16 protein-coding genes are annotated in these 16,887 nt (G+C 65.1%); 10 read left to right on the top strand and 6 right to left on the bottom strand.

Going from position 1 to position 16,887, the window contains the following annotated elements; translation table 11 throughout:
• Positions 1–25 precede the first annotated feature (25 nt).
• The 5 genes from EO136_RS14850 to EO136_RS14870 form a co-directional block, all read right to left on the bottom strand.
• A complete protein-coding gene (locus tag EO136_RS14850) occupies positions 26–781 on the bottom strand; it encodes a DnaJ domain-containing protein (RefSeq protein ID WP_127145166.1) in 756 nt (251 codons plus the stop codon).
• On the bottom strand, positions 778–1,500 hold the full coding sequence (locus tag EO136_RS14855; protein ID WP_127145167.1) for a VWA domain-containing protein: 723 nt from the start codon (positions 1,498–1,500) through the stop codon (positions 778–780). Before EO136_RS14855 ends, EO136_RS14850 begins: the two co-directional genes overlap by 4 nt.
• Before the next feature lie 184 nt (positions 1,501–1,684).
• The gene (locus EO136_RS14860) at positions 1,685–3,169 is read right to left on the bottom strand and encodes a coiled-coil domain-containing protein (RefSeq protein WP_127145168.1); all 1,485 of its coding nucleotides are present in this window, start codon (positions 3,167–3,169) and stop codon (positions 1,685–1,687) included.
• Between the two features lie 16 nt (positions 3,170–3,185).
• A complete protein-coding gene (locus EO136_RS14865; protein WP_127145169.1) occupies positions 3,186–4,121 on the bottom strand; it encodes a DUF6384 family protein in 936 nt (311 codons plus the stop codon).
• A 37-nt stretch (positions 4,122–4,158) separates the two neighbouring features.
• Positions 4,159–5,334, bottom strand: coding sequence for a cell surface protein (locus tag EO136_RS14870; protein ID WP_127145170.1), 1,176 nt, complete (start codon positions 5,332–5,334; stop codon positions 4,159–4,161).
• A gap of 167 nt (positions 5,335–5,501) precedes the next feature.
• Between EO136_RS14870 and EO136_RS14875 the strand changes: the two genes are divergently transcribed.
• The 10 genes from EO136_RS14875 to upp all read left to right on the top strand — a co-directional run bounded on the left by EO136_RS14875 (position 5,502) and on the right by upp (position 15,407).
• Positions 5,502–5,981, top strand: a complete 480-nt coding sequence (locus tag EO136_RS14875) for an SRPBCC family protein (RefSeq protein ID WP_164730620.1) — start codon at positions 5,502–5,504, stop codon at positions 5,979–5,981.
• 163 nt (positions 5,982–6,144) lie between these two features.
• A complete protein-coding gene (locus tag EO136_RS14880; RefSeq protein WP_127145172.1) occupies positions 6,145–7,161 on the top strand; it encodes a BMP family lipoprotein in 1,017 nt (338 codons plus the stop codon).
• A gap of 4 nt (positions 7,162–7,165) precedes the next feature.
• The gene (locus EO136_RS14885; RefSeq protein ID WP_127145173.1) at positions 7,166–8,767 is read left to right on the top strand and encodes an ABC transporter ATP-binding protein; all 1,602 of its coding nucleotides are present in this window, start codon (positions 7,166–7,168) and stop codon (positions 8,765–8,767) included.
• Complete coding sequence (locus EO136_RS14890) at positions 8,764–9,894, top strand: ABC transporter permease (RefSeq protein WP_127145174.1); 1,131 nt, start codon at positions 8,764–8,766, stop codon at positions 9,892–9,894. Before EO136_RS14885 ends, EO136_RS14890 begins: the two co-directional genes overlap by 4 nt.
• Before the next feature lie 66 nt (positions 9,895–9,960).
• Positions 9,961–10,866: an ABC transporter permease gene (locus tag EO136_RS14895; RefSeq protein ID WP_425466629.1), complete on the top strand. Its 906-nt coding sequence runs from the start codon at positions 9,961–9,963 to the stop codon at positions 10,864–10,866.
• Between the two features lie 4 nt (positions 10,867–10,870).
• Positions 10,871–11,284, top strand: a complete 414-nt coding sequence (locus tag EO136_RS14900) for a cytidine deaminase (protein ID WP_164730622.1) — start codon at positions 10,871–10,873, stop codon at positions 11,282–11,284.
• 64 nt (positions 11,285–11,348) lie between these two features.
• Positions 11,349–12,143: a purine-nucleoside phosphorylase gene (locus tag EO136_RS14905; protein ID WP_127145176.1), complete on the top strand. Its 795-nt coding sequence runs from the start codon at positions 11,349–11,351 to the stop codon at positions 12,141–12,143.
• Between the two features lie 42 nt (positions 12,144–12,185).
• A complete protein-coding gene (gene deoA, locus EO136_RS14910) occupies positions 12,186–13,511 on the top strand; it encodes a thymidine phosphorylase (RefSeq protein ID WP_206513345.1) in 1,326 nt (441 codons plus the stop codon).
• Positions 13,511–14,728, top strand: a complete 1,218-nt coding sequence (locus EO136_RS14915; protein ID WP_127145178.1) for a phosphopentomutase — start codon at positions 13,511–13,513, stop codon at positions 14,726–14,728. The genes deoA and EO136_RS14915 overlap by 1 nt, the downstream gene beginning before the upstream one ends.
• A gap of 49 nt (positions 14,729–14,777) precedes the next feature.
• Complete coding sequence (gene upp / locus EO136_RS14920) at positions 14,778–15,407, top strand: uracil phosphoribosyltransferase (RefSeq protein WP_127145179.1); 630 nt, start codon at positions 14,778–14,780, stop codon at positions 15,405–15,407.
• A gap of 379 nt (positions 15,408–15,786) precedes the next feature.
• On the opposite strand, the gene EO136_RS14925 is transcribed toward upp, so the two are convergent.
• Positions 15,787–16,806, bottom strand: coding sequence for an IS110 family RNA-guided transposase (locus EO136_RS14925; protein ID WP_127143153.1), 1,020 nt, complete (start codon positions 16,804–16,806; stop codon positions 15,787–15,789).
• Between the last annotated feature and the right edge of the window lie 81 nt (positions 16,807–16,887).

Below are 16,887 nucleotides of genomic sequence, written 5' to 3' on the forward strand. Positions count from 1 at the left end.
ATCCGGCAGCCCCGATGGTTCCGCTCTATCGCGCCGACCGACCCGTGGTCTCTAGGAGCAGGTCCTTGGCCGCGTTGATGCGCGCGGCGAGAAAGGCCGACCCACCCTGGTCGGGATGCACCTTCTTCATCAGCCGGCGATGGGCGGCGCGGATCTGGTCAGGGCCGGCACCCGGTTCCAGACCCAGGAGCTCGTAGGCCTCCTCGACGCTCGAGAGACCCGATCGGGTGCCGGACGTCCCACCGGTTGCGCCATCTGTCGGCCCCGCCTCGCCATCCATGCCGTAGTGCTCGGAGAAATAGTCCCGCCAGCCCTTGCGGTTGGCGTCGAGCCAGCTTTCGAACAGCGCCTGGGAATCGGGATCCTCGCCCACTTCATCGTAGAGGGCCCAGCATTCCTCGGGGCCCAGCCCGGCCAGGTCGCGGCCCCTGAACAGGCCCTCGCGCACCTCTCCGGTCACCGCTCCGGTGTCGTGGTCGAGCCGCATGTCGAGATACCGGCTCTTGACCTTGGAGGCGTTGTTGGGGCCCGCCTGTCCCCCGCCGCCGAAATCGATGGGCCCGAGCCGGCCGCGCATCAGGAGCCCGGCCGCGCCCATGGCGATGACGCTGGCCACCATCATGTTGCCACGCAGCCCGAAAACGGCCGCAACCGCGATCATCAGGCCCCCCAGCGTATAGCGCAGGGCGCGCACCAGCCTGCGGATTTCGCCCTGGGTGAAGAGCGAATAGAGATAAACCAGAAGGACCAGCGCAAGGCCGCCGCCCACAAGCCAGATCATTTGAGCTGCTCGAGGAGTAATTTTGCGGGGCCCGTCCCCTGAAGCTGGAGGGCCTTGCGCCCGCCCGCCGCATAAGCGGCAACGGCCCGCAGCAGCGCGGAGAGCTCTGCGGGCGCGCTCGAATCAAAGCGGGCATAAGCCCCTTTCGTCAGCCGGGCGAATTCGCGAAAGGCGCGTTCGGCGACGGGGTCTCTGCCCTCCTGGAACAGGAACACCGGGCACCCGAGCAGGCCGAGCTCACCGGCCCTGGCCGCAAGCCTGTCCACGTCCTCCTCCATGGCGTCGCCCACATAAACGACGGCGTTGACCTTTTCGCGCTTGTGTTCGTTGCGCGCGTGGGAGAACACCTTCGATATCTGGGTATGGCCGCCGCGACACGCGATGCCGCCCATCAGATCGGCCAGCGCCCGGGCGTTGGCCACCCATCTTGAGGTGCGGCACTCGCCGAAGCCGCGGAAATAGAGCAGCTGCACGTCAAGCCCGCCCGTATCGGCAACGGTCTGGAACATTTCGGCCTGCAGCTGGCAGGCCAGGTCCCATGTGGGCTGGCGGCTCATCGTGGCATCGAGGGCGAACAAAAGCCGTCCGCGCCCCGCCCCGGCGGGCCCGCGCGCCTGTGTCATCGCGCCGACCTTGCCAAGGAAGTCGGCAACCGCTCCGGAGGTCTGTCCGGTGCGCTCGGGGGTCTTTCCGGGTCGCGTCGGCGTTCTTTCGGCCAAGGCACGCTCCTGTTGGTCGGCGTCGTCGCGGTGGTCGGGGCTCTCGCAAATATGGGGCGCCCCGCCCCGCCCCGCAAGCCCAAGGCGCCGCGAGGCGGCCCTGGCGTGCTTGTACGCTCCGGCGCAAAGCGCGGATCGGTGGAGCAGTGGTTGGGCAATCAGATTGGCCGAAAGGAAGGGGGGATCAGAAACCGCCGCCGGTCTTGAACCCGCCCTTGCCGAAGCCGCCACCGGTCTTGAACCCGCCGCGGCGCCCGGTCGTAGCCGAACGCGGCCGCGAGAAACCGCCCTTGGAGGTGCCGGTCCAGTTGGTGCCCGAGGGCGGGCGCGGAGAGAAGCCGCCCTTTGGAACGGAAAAGCCCGAAGGCCTGCTCTGGCGGCGGGTGCGGCCCGAAAAGGTCTGGGACCGGCGCCACTGCTCCCAATAGGCGCCGGCGGTAATGGCGCCCTTGAGAAAGTCGTTGAGCATGTCGCCGGCCAGACGGTCCTCCCCGAAGGTGGAGTTGGGATGGTCGTAGCGGGCCTTCTTGAATTCGTAGGCCAGATCCTCGAGTTCGCGCCGGCGCGTCTCGAGAGTCTTGAGGCGCGCGCGCTGGTCGCTCAGCTCGGTCTCTTCCTCGCCGATCCTGCGGCGCGTGTCTTCGATCCGCCCGACGACCGCGTCATCCTCGGCGGTGTGCGTGCGCCTTGCATCGGCCAGAAGCTGGGCGACGTCCACATCGCCCATGGCCCGTGCCAGCACGTCGAGCGCCTCCTCGAAGGTCGGGTCGCCGCCCTCTGCCAGTTCCTTGTGCTGCTCGGTCAGCGCCTCGCGGGCATCTTCGGCGGCAACGATCCGGGCGTCGAGCTCGACCATGCGCGCTTCGAGCGCTTCGACCGCCTCGCGCACCGATTTGCCACCCGCGCCGTCCAGAGCCGCGGTTTCAAGTCCATTGCGCTCGGCGGCGGCGGCGTCGGCCTCCTTGCCAAGCTGTTCGGCATGGGTCGCGATCCGTCCGGGAATGGCTTCCAGAAGGGCATAATTGACCCGGGCCGTCTCGAACCGGGCGTGGCGCGCGACCATGGCGTCGAGCATGGCAAAGAGGCCCGAGGCCGCATAATCGGGCGTGCCGAAGCGCCGCTCCCAGAGATAGAGAAAAATCGGGTCGGATCGGTAGGGCTCGCCCTTTTCCTGGCGGTCGGCCTCGGCCTGCTCGGCCTTGCGCGCCGCGTTCTCGGCGTGCCGGATCGCTTCGCGTTCGGTCTCGAGGGCCGCCTTGTAGGCCGGGTCGGCCTCGAGCGCCGGCCAGACGGTCTGCTCGAAGGCATCGAGCTTTTCCTGCTCCTGGACCAGCTCCCGCGCGGCCTCGGTCCGTGCCCGGGTCATCTCCCCCAGCGCGGTTTCGCGGGCCGCCAATTCGGCCTCGAGCGCGTCCATGGCTTCTCCATGGGCGAACAGCATGTCGCGCGCACGGTCTTCGGCGGCCTTGAGCTTCCCGGAGATCGCATCGCTTTCGGAAAGGTCGAGGCGCACGCGCGCCAACTCGCGCAACTGGCCCAGCTCGGTTTCGCGCAGCCGCCCGATCCGGTCGGTGGTCCGGGCGATCTTGCGGGTGATCTCGTCTTCCTCGCGCCGGATGTCCTTCAAGGCATCGTCGAGAGCGCCCAGGGCGCCCGGTCCGTTCAGCATCGGTCCTCGCCCTCCCTTACCATTCGGTGATCGCCCCGCCCAGAACGGGCATCACATAGTCGATGTCGAGAAAGCCGTAGGCCTTGGCCCCCAGGACGTTGCGCTGGATGATGCCGTCGTCCAGCCGGTCGGCACGGACCGCTTCATAGGTGACCTCGGGCACGCGCACCGCCCAAGTGTCCACCGACGTGATCTCACCGGTCTCCTCGCTCTCGATGGGCAGGGTCAGCCGGTCCCCGTCCGGAGCGATCGCCTCGACCACGATATAGTAATTGGTGGCATCGGCGCTTTCCTCGGGGAAGCGCCACACGCCGGTGGGCTCGCCCTCCCGGTCCACGATGCGCAGGGAGAACTCGGCCAACAGCATTGCCTCGATGCGCTCGAGCCGGGCGATGGCCGAGAGCGCGCCCTCGCGATCTCCGCGGGCCGCCGCCGCCTCGCCGCGCTCGACCAGACTCCGGGCTTCCTCGAGAGGGGACTGCACCTTGGTTTCGGTGAAAATGGCCTGGTAGAGCGCCTCCATGCGCGCGGGCAGGCCTTCCTCGAGTTCGGCGCGCGCCTGATCGGCCTGCCAGGCCTCGATGGGACGGTAAACCAGGAAATAGCCGCCCAGCACCAGCGCCAGCGCCGCCAGCGCGATGCCGACGCGACGGCCCCAGCGCTCCCGGGTGACGTAAAGCCGGGCGAGCCGGGTCTTCCAGCCGTCGGGGGGCGGGGAATAGGTGAACCGGCTCTCGGCGAGCGCCGCAACACCCTGGCGCAGGATGTGGTCGGGCACGGCGATGCCCTGATCGCGGTAGATCGCCCGCAAGCGCTCGATCAGCTCGGCCTCGCGCGCGGGGGCGTTGAGTTCGCGGCGCACCAGTGCATCGTCGTGACGAAGCGTGTCGACCACATCCATGGCCAACATGACATCATCGAGCGGCGCGCCGTTTCCTGCCTGAGCCGTCATTGCCAGCAACCGTTACCCTTGTCGCCCGTCCCGGGCGTCACTGCGCCGCGAGCGAATCGCTCTGTGCGGCAAGACGCGCAAGACGCGCCTTGCCATCTTCCACCGCTTCGCGGATCGCCGCGGATTCCCGGGTGGCGAGCGTGCGCATCTCGGCGATGATCTCGCGCGAATGCTCCTGGTATGAGACCACGCTGTCCACGAGCGCCTTGACCGCATCGGCCCGGATGGTGGGGCCGTAGCCAGCCTTGAGCGCCTCGGTCTGCACCTTGCCGCCGATATCGGCGAGGGTCTCGAGACTCTGGCTCATGCCCTCCTTCATCGCGTTGAGGGTCTCGGTGGATTCGTGCAGGCCGAACATGCCGGTGAACGAGGCCGAAAGCGCGGTGAGCACGGTTTCGTTGGTGGAAAAGAACGAGATGGACTGCTGGTAGACGCGTTCCTTGGCGCTCGTGGTCTGAGCCAGGCGCGTCATGATGACTTCGGAGGTCGAATAGGCGACCGTGAGATTGTCCGAGAGATCCTTGGCGATCTGGTAGCGCCGCTCCTCGTTCTGCAGGGCCCGCAGCTTTTCGTCGCGCTCCATCTCGAGCCGGGCCCGCTCCGCGGCGGTGTCGCCCGAAAAGGCGGCGAGGGTGTCGGCCGATGCCTTGAGCTCGGTGCGCTTTTCCTCGAGCGCCGTGGTGGCGGTTTCGAGAACCTCGAGCGCCATCACCTCGGCCTGCTTGAGCGCACCGCGGAAGTCGCGATAGGCCTCGAGAATGGCGTGTTCGCGGTCGATCTGATCCTTGGTGTCGCCCGAGACCGTAAGATAGGCGTCACGGATGCGGTCGAACCGGGCGGGAATATCGCCGCGGCTGACCTTCATCCATACATTGGACGCGCGTTCGAGCATGTCGAGCTTGCCATCGTCGAGCTGGTCGACGAGCCGGCGTGCGTCATCGCGGATGGAGCTGAAATCATTGGTGATCGCCTCGTAGCGCTCGCCGATGTTCATGGCCGCGACCTGGGTGCGCACGACCTCGTTGAAGACGCTCGCCTGGGTGAGAACCCGGCCGATCAGGACCACGCGTGTCTCATCGAGCCCCACGATCTGGTCGAGAAGACCGGAAACCGGGTTCTCCTCTACGGTTTCGGGCCACAGGCCCAGCTCCTTGACGGCGCCCACGGCGCGATCGAGATAGGTGAGTGGCGTCTGTGTGAGCGCGGTTGTCATCGCGGTATTTCCCTGCTGATACTGCCCGCGGGTGGGCCGATGGTTCCTCCATGATTCCCCGTGCGGCCGCCCGAGACAATCTCCCTGGGCGCGGCGGCGGCGGATTTGTGCCGCAATGGTGCGAAAAAGACGCATACGTCATAACCGGTTGGGAGATTTGGCAGGCCATGGACTTCGGGGGCCGCTATCGCATCGGCGCATCCAGGCAGGCGGTCTGGGAAGCGCTCAACGACACCGCGATTCTGGGGGCCTGCATCCCGGGGTGCCGCTCGATCGTCTGGACGGCGCCCGACCGGCTCGAAGCGCGCATCGGGGTCAATCTGGGGGTCGCCAAACCGGTCTTTACCGGCGAGCTTGTGCTAAAGGACGTGGACCCGGCGCGCCACTATACGCTTTTGGGGCGCGGCAGGGGCGGACTGCTGGGCGCGGCCAGCGCCTCGGCGCGCATCGCGCTTTCGGACAGAGGCGCCGACACGATCCTCGAATTTTCCGCCGATGGGGGCGCTTCGGGCCCGATCATGAAGCTCGGGCGCACGCTGGTGGGCGCTTCGGCACAAGGGGTGATCGACGGGTTTTTCGAACGCTTCGGGGATGCGATGGGCGCCCGGGTAGAGCCTCTGGGGCCGGACGGGATTGCCGAGGCGTGATCACGGAGCGGTGAATTTTTGCCCATTTGGTCAAAAAGTCGGAAATTGCCCCTTGCAGACCGATGATTTGCACGCTTGTATCAAGCCTTGATCGTCCCGTGGACCATCGGCGAAACCCCATAAGGGGCGCCGTCGTCGCGGCTCGGGAACAGGGAGTATCATCATGTCCATCCACACCACCTTCAAGGGGCTGGCCGCACTGACCGGCGCCGCCGCCCTCACCACTCTGATGGCCGGCACCGCGCTGGCCGCGCCCGCCGTCATCTACGATCTGGGCGGCAAGTTCGACAAATCGTTCAACGAGGCTGCCTACAACGGTGCCGTTGCCTGGTCCGAGGAGAACGGCGAGGACTTTCTCGAGTTCGAACTCCAGAACGACGCCCAGCGCGAGCAGGCGCTGCGCCGGTTCGCCTCCCAGGGCGCACAGCCCATCGTGATGGCAGGCTTTGCCTGGGAAGCGGCGCTGACCGCGGTTGCGCCCGAGTTCCCCGACACCAATTTCGTCGTGATCGACACGGTTGTCGACGCACCCAACGTGCGTTCGGTGATGTTTGACGAACACACCGGCTCGGCCCTTGTCGGCGCGCTTGCGGCGACGGCATCGGAAACCGGTACCATCGCCTTTGTCGGTGGCATGGACGTGCCCCTGATCCGGCGCTTCCATTGCGGTTATGCCTATGGCGCGCGCGCGATCGATCCCGAGATCTCGGTGATCGAAACCTATACCGGCACGACCCCGGCCGCGTGGGACGATCCGGTGACCGCGGGCGAGCTCACCACCGCCGCGATCGACGAGGGCGCGGACGTGATCTTTGCCGCGGCCGGCGGCTCGGGCATCGGCGTGCTCCAGACTGCGGCCGATGCAGGCGTCTATTCGATCGGCGTGGATTCGAACCAGAACTACATGCACCCCGGTTCGGTTCTGACCTCGATGATCAAACGCGTGGACCTCGTGGTCCAGGAATCGTTCACCGATGCGGCGGACGACGCCACCTTCGAGCCGGGACGCGTGGATCTGGGCCTGTCGGAAGACTCGGTCGGCTATGCGCTCGACGAGTTCAACGAGAGCGAGATTTCCGAGGAAATGATAGCGGCCGCCGAAGACCTCAAGGCGCAGATCATCGCAGGGGAGGTCGAGATCCACGACTTCTACACCGACAACGCCTGCCCGCTCGACTAGGCGCATGGCCGGTTCCCCAGACACACATTCGCAGCGGCCGGACACTCCGGCCGCCGCCACCGGCGCGTCCGGGGGGCCGTGGGCCATCGAGCTCGAGAAAATTTCGAAAAGCTTCGGCCCGGTCCGTGCCAACAAGGACATCGATCTGAACGTCCGGCGCGGATCGATCCACGGGATCGTGGGCGAAAACGGGGCCGGCAAGTCCACGCTGATGTCGATCCTTTACGGATTTTACACAGCCGACAGCGGGACCATCAAGGTCAACGGCAAGGCGCACACCATCACCGACAGCCGCCATGCGCTCGCTTTGGGCATCGGCATGGTGCACCAGCACTTCATGCTGGTCGACAACATGACCGTGCTCGACAATGTGGTGCTGGGCGCCGAACGCAGCGCATTGCTGTCGCGCACGCTCGATCGGGCGCGCGCCGAGCTGATCAAGCTGGGCAAGGAATACAGCCTCGAGGTCGACCCCGACGCGCTCATCGAGAACATCTCGGTTGGCCAGCAGCAGCGGGTGGAAATCCTCAAGGCGCTGTTCAGGGGCGCGGACACGCTGATCCTGGACGAACCCACCGGCGTTCTGACCCCGGCGGAGGCCGACCATCTGTTCCGGGTGCTCGAAACCCTGCGCACGGAGGGCAAGACCGTCATCCTCATCACCCACAAGCTGCGTGAGATCATGGCGATCACCGATTCGGTATCGGTCATGCGCGCCGGCGAGATGGTCAAGACGCTGCCCACCAGCGAGACCGATCCCGAACAGCTCGCCGAGCTGATGGTAGGCCGGCGCGTGCTGCTCAGGGTCGAAAAGCAGCCGCCCAATGTCGGGGATGTGGTGCTTGAGGTCGCCAATCTCTCGGTCACCGACCGGCAGGGCGTCGCGCGGGTGAAAAATGTCAGCCTGTCTGTCCGCTCGGGCGAGATCGTGGGCATCGCCGGGGTCTCAGGCAATGGGCAATCGGAATTGCTCGAGGCCATTTCGGGCATCATCGACCCCAGCTCGGGCACCATCGCCATCGGTGGCGTGCCGCTCGACATCCGGGGCGACGATGGCGCGGCGCGCGCCCGCAAGGCGGGACTCGCCCATGTGCCCGAGGATCGGCACCGCATGGGGCTGGTGACCAATTTCGAGGAATGGGAAAACTCCATCCTGGGCTATGAAACCTACCCTGCCTACGGCAAGGGCATGATGCTCGACATCGCCGCGGCCAGGGCCGAGGCGCAAAAGCGCATCGAGATGTTCGATATCCGGCCCGCCGATATCGGGCTCCAGACGGCCAACTTCTCGGGCGGGAACCAGCAGAAGATCGTCCTGGCGCGGGAAATGGACCGCGATCTCAAGGTCCTGATTGTCGGCCAGCCCACACGCGGGGTCGACATCGGGGCCATCGAATTCATCCACAAGCAGATCATCGCCATGCGCGATGCGGGCAAGGCGGTGCTGCTGGTTTCGGTCGAGCTGGATGAAATCCGCTCGCTGTCGGACCGCATTCTTGTGATGTTCGACGGCGAGATCGTAGGCGAAGCAGACCCCGAGACCGCATCGGAAAGTGCCCTGGGCATGATGATGGCCGGCATCGGCCAGACGGAGACCGCCCAATGAGCGCGCGCCACCCCCTGCCTCGCTGGATGGACATTGTGCTGTTGCCCGCGATCAATCTGATCATGGCGTTCACCATTTCCGGACTTGTCGTGCTCATGATCGGGGAAAGCCCGCTTGAAGCGATCTCGATCATCCTTTACGGCGCCTTCGGCTACGGGGACGGGTTCGGCTATACGCTCTACTACGCCACCAATTTCGTTTTCACGGGACTGGCCTTTGCCATCGCCGCCCATGCGGGACTCTTCAACATCGGGGGCAACGGGCAGGCCTATGTCGCCGGCTTGGGTGTGATCATCGTGGCGCTGGCGCTCGACCAGACCCATTGGCTCCTGGCCATGCCCATCGCCATCGTCGCCGCGGGGATCTTCGGGGGCGCCTGGGCGCTGATCCCGGGCTATCTTCAGGCCAAGCGCGGCAGTCACGTGGTCATCACCACGATCATGTTCAACTTCATCGCCGCGGCGCTGATGGTCTACATGCTCAACCGGGTGCTCAAGCCCGCATCGAGCCAGGCTCCGCAGTCCGAGACCATCGATGTGGCCGGGCGTGTGCCGCAACTGCGCGAGTTCATTCCGTTTTTCGGCTATTCTCCGGTCAATCTCACCATCGTTTTGGCCATCGCGGCGCTGGTGGCCGCCTATTTCCTGATCTGGCGCACCAAGCTGGGCTACCAGCTGCGCACGCTAGGCCAGAATTCGGTGGCGTCGCGCTATGCGGGCATGTCGAACTCGAAACTGATCATGATCGCCATGACCATTTCGGGGGCCTGCGCCGGCATGGTGGCGGTCAACGAGGTCATGGGCGTTCAGAACCGGCTGGTGCTCGATTTCGTCGCCGATGCCGGGTTCGTGGGCATCGCCGTTGCGCTGATCGGGCGCAACCATCCCATCGGCATCGGGCTTGCGGCGGTCCTGTTCGGCGCGCTTTACCAGGGCGGCCAGGAATTGCAGTTTTCCATGCCGACGGTGACCGTGGAGATGATCGAGGTGATCCAGGCGCTCATCATCTTGTTCACCGGCGCTATGGAAGGGCTGTTCCGGCCCGCGCTCGAGCGCAGCTATGCGCTGCTCTCGTTCGAACAGAATGCAGAAGCGACCCGTCGCGCCACCGTCGAACCGGAGAGCTAGGCCATGGATCTCGAGCTCATCCTTTCGATGGCCAATGCAACGCTGAGGCTGGCAACGCCTCTGCTCCTGGCGGCGCTGGCCGGACTTTATTCCGAGCGTTCGGGCATTTTCGACATCGGGCTCGAGGGCAAGATGCTCGCGGCCGCCTTTGCCGCCGCTGCGACCGCAGCGGTGACGGGCAGTGCCTGGCTGGGGCTGTTTGCCGGGGTGGCGGTCTCGATCATGACCACCATGGTCCAGGGTTTTGCCTCGATCACGCTCAAGGGCAACCAGATGATCGCTGGCGTCGCGGTCACCATGCTGGCGGCCGGTCTCACCACTTTTCTGGGCCAGACCTGGTTCGGACAGGGCGGGCGGACCCCGCAGCTTTCGGGCGACGCACGCTTCGAGCGGATCATTCTGCCCTATGCGAACGAGCTGTCCGGCGTGCCGATCGTCGGGCCGATCTATGCCTGGGTGCTCTCAGGCCATTATATCCTCGTCTATATCGCCTTCCTCGCGGTGCCGGCCACCGCCTTCGTCCTCTACCGCACCCGGTTCGGCCTGAGACTGCGCGCGGTGGGCGAAAACCCCAAGGCCGTGGACACCGCCGGCATATCGGTGACGTTTCAGCGCTATCAGGCGATCTTCATCACCGGCATCCTCGCTGGGCTTTCGGGGGCCTATTTCTCCATCGCTCAAGGCGCAGGGTTCGGCAACGAAATGACCGCAGGCAAGGGCTATGTGGCTCTGGCTGCCCTCATTTTTTCCAAGTGGCGACCGGTGCCTGTCATGTTCACATGCCTCCTGTTCGGGTTCCTCGACGCGCTCCAGATCCGGATGCAGAGCACGGAGCTGCCGCTGATCGGCGAAGTGCCGGTCCAGGCGATCCAGGCCCTGCCCTATGTCCTGACAGTGGTGCTGCTGGCCGGGTTCATCGGGCGGGCCGTGGGCCCCAAGGCTGGCGGCGTGCCCTACGTCAAGGAGCGCTGAGGTGCTGGCCGTGACCGATGCCGAACTCTTTGACGCCGCCGAAGCGGCGCGCGCCCGCGCCCACGCGCCCTATTCGGGCTTTTCGGTGGGTGCGGCGATCCTGGCCGATGACGGCCGGATCTATGCCGGGTGCAATGTCGAGAACGCCGCCTACCCGCTGGGCAATTGCGCCGAACCATCGGCCATATCGGCCATGGTGATGGGCGGTGGCCACCGCATCATGCGCATCTATGTGACCGGGCCGGGCCAAACCCCGGTGACGCCCTGCGGCGGCTGCCGCCAACGCATCCGGGAATTCGGCACGCCCGAGACGGTGATTGTCTCCCACGGGGTCGAGGGCCGGCCGCTCGAGGCGACGCTGGAGCAATTGCTGCCCCATTCGTTCGGGCCCGAATTCCTGCCGCCGCGGGAAATCTGACCGGACAGAGCCGCCCGAGCCTTCCGTGAACAACACCAAACGGGCCCAAAGGGGAGAGACTGCCGTGACCAAGGCCGCCAAGACCATCCGCGCCGCTGCAGGCAAGGCGCCCATTGATGCCGCGTTGATCCTGGGATCAGGGCTCTCACGGCTGGGAGACCTGCTCACCGACAGGATCACGATCCCCTTTTCCGATCTCAAGGGCTTCCCCGAGGGCGGTGTCTCGGGCCATGGCCGGGATCTTCTGGTCGGGGAGATGGCGGGCAAGCGCATCGCCATTCTGACGGGCCGTCAGCACTATTACGAGCAGGGAGATGCCGCCGCCATGCGGCCTGCGATCGCGACCCTTGCCGATCTGGGGGCGAAAACGCTGCTGCTGACCAACTCGGCCGGCTCGCTCGACCCCGAGATCGTGCCCGGCGAGCTCATGGTGCTCTCGGACCACATCAATTACGCCGGGATGAACCCGCTGATCGGGGAAGAAACCGACAGGCGCTTCGTCAACCTCGTCGATACCTATGATCCGGCCCTGCGGGCCGCGAGCGTCAAGGTGGCCGAAAAGCTCGGGATCACCCTGCGCGAAGGCGTTTACATGTGGTTCTCGGGTCCGACCTTCGAGACCCCGGCCGAAATCCGCATGGCCCGGACGCTCGGGGCGGACGCGGTCGGCATGTCGACGGTGCCCGAGGCGATACTGGCCCGGTTTTTCGGGCTTTCGGTGTGGGCGTGCTCTTCGGTCACCAACATGGGAGCAGGGATGGCAAGCGAGACCATCTCCCACGACCAGACCAAGCAGATGGCGCCGCTGGGCGCCAAAAAGCTCAACGCGCTGATCCCCGAACTCGTCGCGCAGCTCTAGGGACCACTTGCCCTTGTCCCCCCAAAGAGAGGCTCCATGACGCTGCTTGCCCAGGAAATCATTGCCAGAAAGCGCGACGGACTGGCGTTGTCGGGCGAGGAGATCGCCCATTTCATATCCGGGCTCACGCGTGGGCAGGTGACCGACGCCCAGGCTGCGGCCTTTGCCATGGCGGTCTATTTCAACGACATGACGACGCCCGAACGGGTAGCGCTGACGCTTGCGATGCGCGATTCAGGCCGGGTTCTGGACTGGTCCGGGCTCAATGGCCCGGTCATCGACAAGCATTCGACCGGTGGAGTGGGCGACAACGTCTCGCTGATGCTTGCGCCGATCCTCGCGGCCTGCGGGGCCTATGTGCCCATGATCTCGGGCCGGGGGCTGGGCCACACCGGCGGGACGCTCGACAAGTTCGACGCGATCCCGGGCTATAACACCAATCCCGACATCACGACGTTCCGGCGCGTGGTCGAGGCCGTCGGGTGCGCCATCATCGGGCAGACCGACGATCTGGCGCCCGCCGACCGGCGGCTCTATTCGATCCGCGACGTCACCGCCACGGTCGAGAGCATCGCGCTCATCACCGCCTCGATCCTTTCGAAAAAACTCGCCGCAGGGCTCGATGCGCTGATCCTCGACGTCAAATCCGGATCGGGCGCCTTCATGGCGACACCCGAGGATGCGCATGCGCTCGCCGGAAGTCTCGTCTCGGTCGCCAATGGCGCGGGACTTGCGACCGGGGCTCTGCTCACCGACATGAACGAGCCTCTCGCCTCGGCGGCGGGCAACGGGCTCGAGGTCAACAACGCCATCGCATTTCTCACCGGCGCCCATCGCGACCCCCGGCTCGAGGAGGTCACCCTCGCGCTGTGCGCTCGCGCGCTTGTGCTCGGCGGGCTGGCCCAAGGCTATGATGAGGGCCTCGCCCTTGCCCGGCGCGCGCTCGATTCGGGCCGTGCGGCGGAACGCTTCTTTGCTATGGTCCATGCGCTTGGCGGGCCTGCCAATCTTGAAAAAGATCATCGCGCGATCGCCCCTTCTTCACCGCGATCAGCCCCGATCAGAGCGCCGATCACCGGTTATGTGCGCGCGATCGATACGCTGGCGATCGGCATGGCGGTTGTGGTGCTGGGGGGCGGTCGCCGCACGCCATCTGACACGATCGACTACGGCGTCGGCTTTGATCGCCTGGCCGGAATCGGCCAGAAACTGGAGGCTGGCGAGCCGCTCGCAATGATCCATGCGCGCGACGAAGCGAGCGCCGAGGAAGCAGAACGCCGGATTCTTGCCGCCTATGAGATCGGGGAGACCCCACCCCCCGCCGCCCCGGCGGTATTAAGCTACATGCCCCCAAGGGAGGCCGAGTGATGCCCCGCGTAATCCTTTGTGTTCTCGACAGTTTCGGCATCGGCGGCGCGCCCGATGCCGCCGATTTCGGCGATGAGGGCGCCAATACGCTCCTCCACATCGCCACCGCCTGCGCCGAAGGTCGGGGCGATATCGAGAGCCTGCGATCCGGGCCGCTTTATCTGCCCAATCTCGATGGGCTCGGCCTTGGCTGCGCGGCGCACCTTTCATGCGGCACGCTCCCCCCGGGCCTGAGCGATACCCCGCTCGGCGGTCGCTGGGGCGTGGGGCGGGAAGTGTCGATCGGCAAGGACACCCCTTCGGGCCATTGGGAAATCGCGGGCGTGCCCGTGCCCTTTGCCTGGGGCTATTTCCCCCAGACGGTCCCGACCTTCCCCGAGGATCTCGTGGACAAGATTGTCGCCGCGTCGGGCGTTCCCGGAATCCTGGGCAACCGGCACGCCTCGGGCACCCAGATCATCGAGGCGTTCGGGGACGAAAGCATCGCGACGGGAAAACCCATCTGCTACACCTCAGTGGACAGCGTCTTCCAGATCGCGGCCCATGAGGACCATTTCGGTCTCGAGCGCCTCTATGAGCTTTGCCAGACCGTCTTTGAATTCACCGCTCCGATGAAGATCGGGCGCGTCATCGCCCGCCCCTTTGTCGGCGAGGCGCCCGGTGCGTTCAAGCGGACCGGAAACCGGCGCGATTTCGCCATCGCGCCGCCCGAGCCCACCATCCTCGACCGGATCAGCGGGGAGGGCGGGCAGGTCTATGCCATCGGCAAGGTCTCGGACATCTATGCGGGCCGCGGGATCACCCACAAGATCAAGGCAGCAGGCAACATGGTCCTGTTCGACCGGACGCTCGAGGCGCTTGAGATGGCGCAGGATCGGGCGCTGATCTTCACCAATTTCGTGGATTTCGACACCGAGTTCGGCCATCGACGCGATCCGGCGGGTTATGCCGAAGCGCTCGAGGCCTTCGACCGGCGACTGCCCGAACTGATCGCCGCGATGGCGCCGGACGACCTCGTGATCATCACCGCCGATCATGGCAATGATCCCACCTGGAGGGGGACCGACCACACCCGCGAGCAGGTGCCGATCCTGTTGTTTTCACCAGCTCTTTCCAAGGGCACGATTGGCTTGCGCCAGGTTTTGTCCGATATTGGCGAGACCATTGCGCACTGGCTGGGCCTGCGGCCCGGCCCGCATGGCAAAAGCGCGCTCTAGGCGCGTCTGGCAAGATCTGTCCCCGCTGTCCGAACCGGAAAGTCCGACCATGGAAAACCTCACGATCGTCGATCATCCGCTCGTCCAGCACAAGCTGACCATCATGCGCGACAAGGACACCTCGACCGCCAGTTTCCGACGGCTGCTCGAGGAGATCGCGCACCTTTTGTGCTATGAGGTCACCCGCGATCTGGAAACCCAGACCATCGACATCCAGACGCCCATGGGCCCGATGCAGGCGCCCGCGCTCAAGGGCAAGAAGCTGGTTTTCGCCTCGATTCTGAGGGCCGGCAACGGTTTGCTCTCGGGCATGCTCGACCTCGTGCCCTCGGCGCGCGTGGCCCATATCGGGCTTTATCGCGATCCTGAGACCCTGCAGGCGGTCGAATACTATTTCAAGGCGCCCACCGATATCGCCGACCGGCTGGTCATCGTGGTCGATCCCATGCTCGCGACCGCCAATTCGGCGGTCTCGGCCATCGACAAGCTCAAGGAGCGCGGCGCCAACAACATCCGGTTTCTCTGCCTTCTGGCGGCCCCCGAAGGGGTCAGGCGGTTCACCGAGGCGCATCCAGACGTGCCGATCTTTACCGCCAGCCTCGATGAGAAGCTCAACGACCACGGCTATATCATGCCGGGGCTGGGCGATGCCGGCGACCGGATGTACGGGACGCGCTAGCCGGTCCGCGAACGCGGCATATCGAGGACTCTGAACGCCTGTTCTGATCACTTCGAGCAGGAAACGCTCTAGAGCATGTCATTTGGCGATTGAATCAGATTTTGGATTCCGTTCAGGGAGTAAATCTGATTCATATGTGGACGCCCCCTATGGCAAGAGCTGGTTTTGTCATGTTGCGGTGATCGGTTGCTTTCATATGTCCGGCCTGTTTGTGCGGCGTGATATTCGCTGCTGGCCCTGATGGAAATCCGCCGGTGAGGTCCCTGATCAAGCTGGCGCGCACGAGTGGCGCATTGAATCAGACGGGTTTGCCTCTCCATTGGCTCGATCGTTACGCATCATCGACTGCCATTGCCAATTTGGTTCGGGCTGCGCGCGGTCAGGCAGGCCGCCCATAGGGTCTATATGTCTCTCCGCGGGTTAGTACTACCCAGGCGATGCGGGCGAGCTTGTTAGCGAGGGCGACCGAGGCGAGCCGGAACGGCTTCTTCTCCAGCAACCCATTCACCCAGTCTGTTATCGGCGTCGGGTTACGCTTGGCGTGTCGCATGACGGCCGTTGCGCCAACGACGAGCAGGCGCCGCAAATACCTGTCGCCCTGTTTGGATATACCACCGAGACGTGTTTTGCCTCCGGTCGACTGCTGCTGCGGCGTCAGCCCAAGCCAGGCGGCGAATTGCCTGCCTGATTGGAACTGATCGGGGTCTGTCACTGTTGCCGCGATGGCTGTCGCTGTGATCACCCCGACACCCGGGATAGCCGCGAGCCTTCGACTGGCCTCGTTCTCGGCATGCCAGATGCGTAATTCCTGATCGAGTTCGCCGACCTCCTCGGTTAACTCGGTGATCCGTCGGATCAATATCTCAAGCGCTCGATGAGCGTAAGTAGGAAGGGCTTCATCAGCAAAGGCCCTATCGGCCAGCTTCGCCAGATTGGCGATGCCGGGATTTGCGACGAAGCCGAATTCGGCCAGGTGAGCGCGCAGTGCATTCGCTGCCATGGTGCGCTGGCGCACCAGGAGAGATCGCGCCCGATGCGCCATCAGGATGCCCTGCTGCTCAACCGTCTTGACGGGCACGAACCGCATCGTGGGACGTTGCACGGCTTCGCAGATCGCTTCTGCGTCCAGCGCATCACTTTTGCCGCGCTTGACGTATCCTTTTACATAAGACGGCGGCATGATCCTGACGTCATGGCCCATGGCGATCAGCGTACGCGCCCAGTGATGCGCCGTAGCGCAGGCTTCAACCCCGATCAGGCAGGGTGCCAGTTTCGAAAAGAATGGCAGCATCTGTTTGCGATGCAGCTTCTTCACCAGCACTGTCTTCCCGGTGTCATCCACGCCATGTGCCTGGAAAACGCTCTTGGCCAGATCCAGTCCGATTGTATTGATATTCATTGTAAACGCTCCTTCTCTTGCTTTCACTTCCACAGCACCTTAACCGGCACTGCGCTGGCCGGGGGCGTCCACATCATCAAG

The sequence above is a fragment of the Pelagibacterium montanilacus genome (genome assembly GCF_003992665.1).
GTDB classification, from domain to species: Bacteria; Pseudomonadota; Alphaproteobacteria; order Rhizobiales; family Devosiaceae; genus Pelagibacterium; species Pelagibacterium montanilacus.

What these genes read in the sequence shown, in the direction of transcription:
- EO136_RS14860 (WP_127145168.1), bottom strand. Translation starts at nt 3,169, where the DNA reads ATGCTGAACGGACCGGGCGCCCTGGGCGCTCTCGACGATGCCTTGAAG.
- EO136_RS14870 (WP_127145170.1), bottom strand. Translation starts at nt 5,334, where the DNA reads ATGACAACCGCGCTCACACAGACGCCACTCACCTATCTCGATCGCGCC.
- EO136_RS14865 (WP_127145169.1), bottom strand. Translation starts at nt 4,121, where the DNA reads ATGACGGCTCAGGCAGGAAACGGCGCGCCGCTCGATGATGTCATGTTG.
- EO136_RS14880 (WP_127145172.1), top strand. Translation starts at nt 6,145, where the DNA reads ATGTCCATCCACACCACCTTCAAGGGGCTGGCCGCACTGACCGGCGCC.
- EO136_RS14915 (WP_127145178.1), top strand. Translation starts at nt 13,511, where the DNA reads ATGCCCCGCGTAATCCTTTGTGTTCTCGACAGTTTCGGCATCGGCGGC.
- EO136_RS14885 (WP_127145173.1), top strand. Translation starts at nt 7,166, where the DNA reads ATGGCCGGTTCCCCAGACACACATTCGCAGCGGCCGGACACTCCGGCC.
- EO136_RS14925 (WP_127143153.1), bottom strand. Translation starts at nt 16,806, where the DNA reads ATGAATATCAATACAATCGGACTGGATCTGGCCAAGAGCGTTTTCCAG.
- EO136_RS14850 (WP_127145166.1), bottom strand. Translation starts at nt 781, where the DNA reads ATGATCTGGCTTGTGGGCGGCGGCCTTGCGCTGGTCCTTCTGGTTTAT.
- EO136_RS14875 (WP_164730620.1), top strand. Translation starts at nt 5,502, where the DNA reads ATGGACTTCGGGGGCCGCTATCGCATCGGCGCATCCAGGCAGGCGGTC.
- upp (WP_127145179.1), top strand. Translation starts at nt 14,778, where the DNA reads ATGGAAAACCTCACGATCGTCGATCATCCGCTCGTCCAGCACAAGCTG.
- EO136_RS14890 (WP_127145174.1), top strand. Translation starts at nt 8,764, where the DNA reads ATGAGCGCGCGCCACCCCCTGCCTCGCTGGATGGACATTGTGCTGTTG.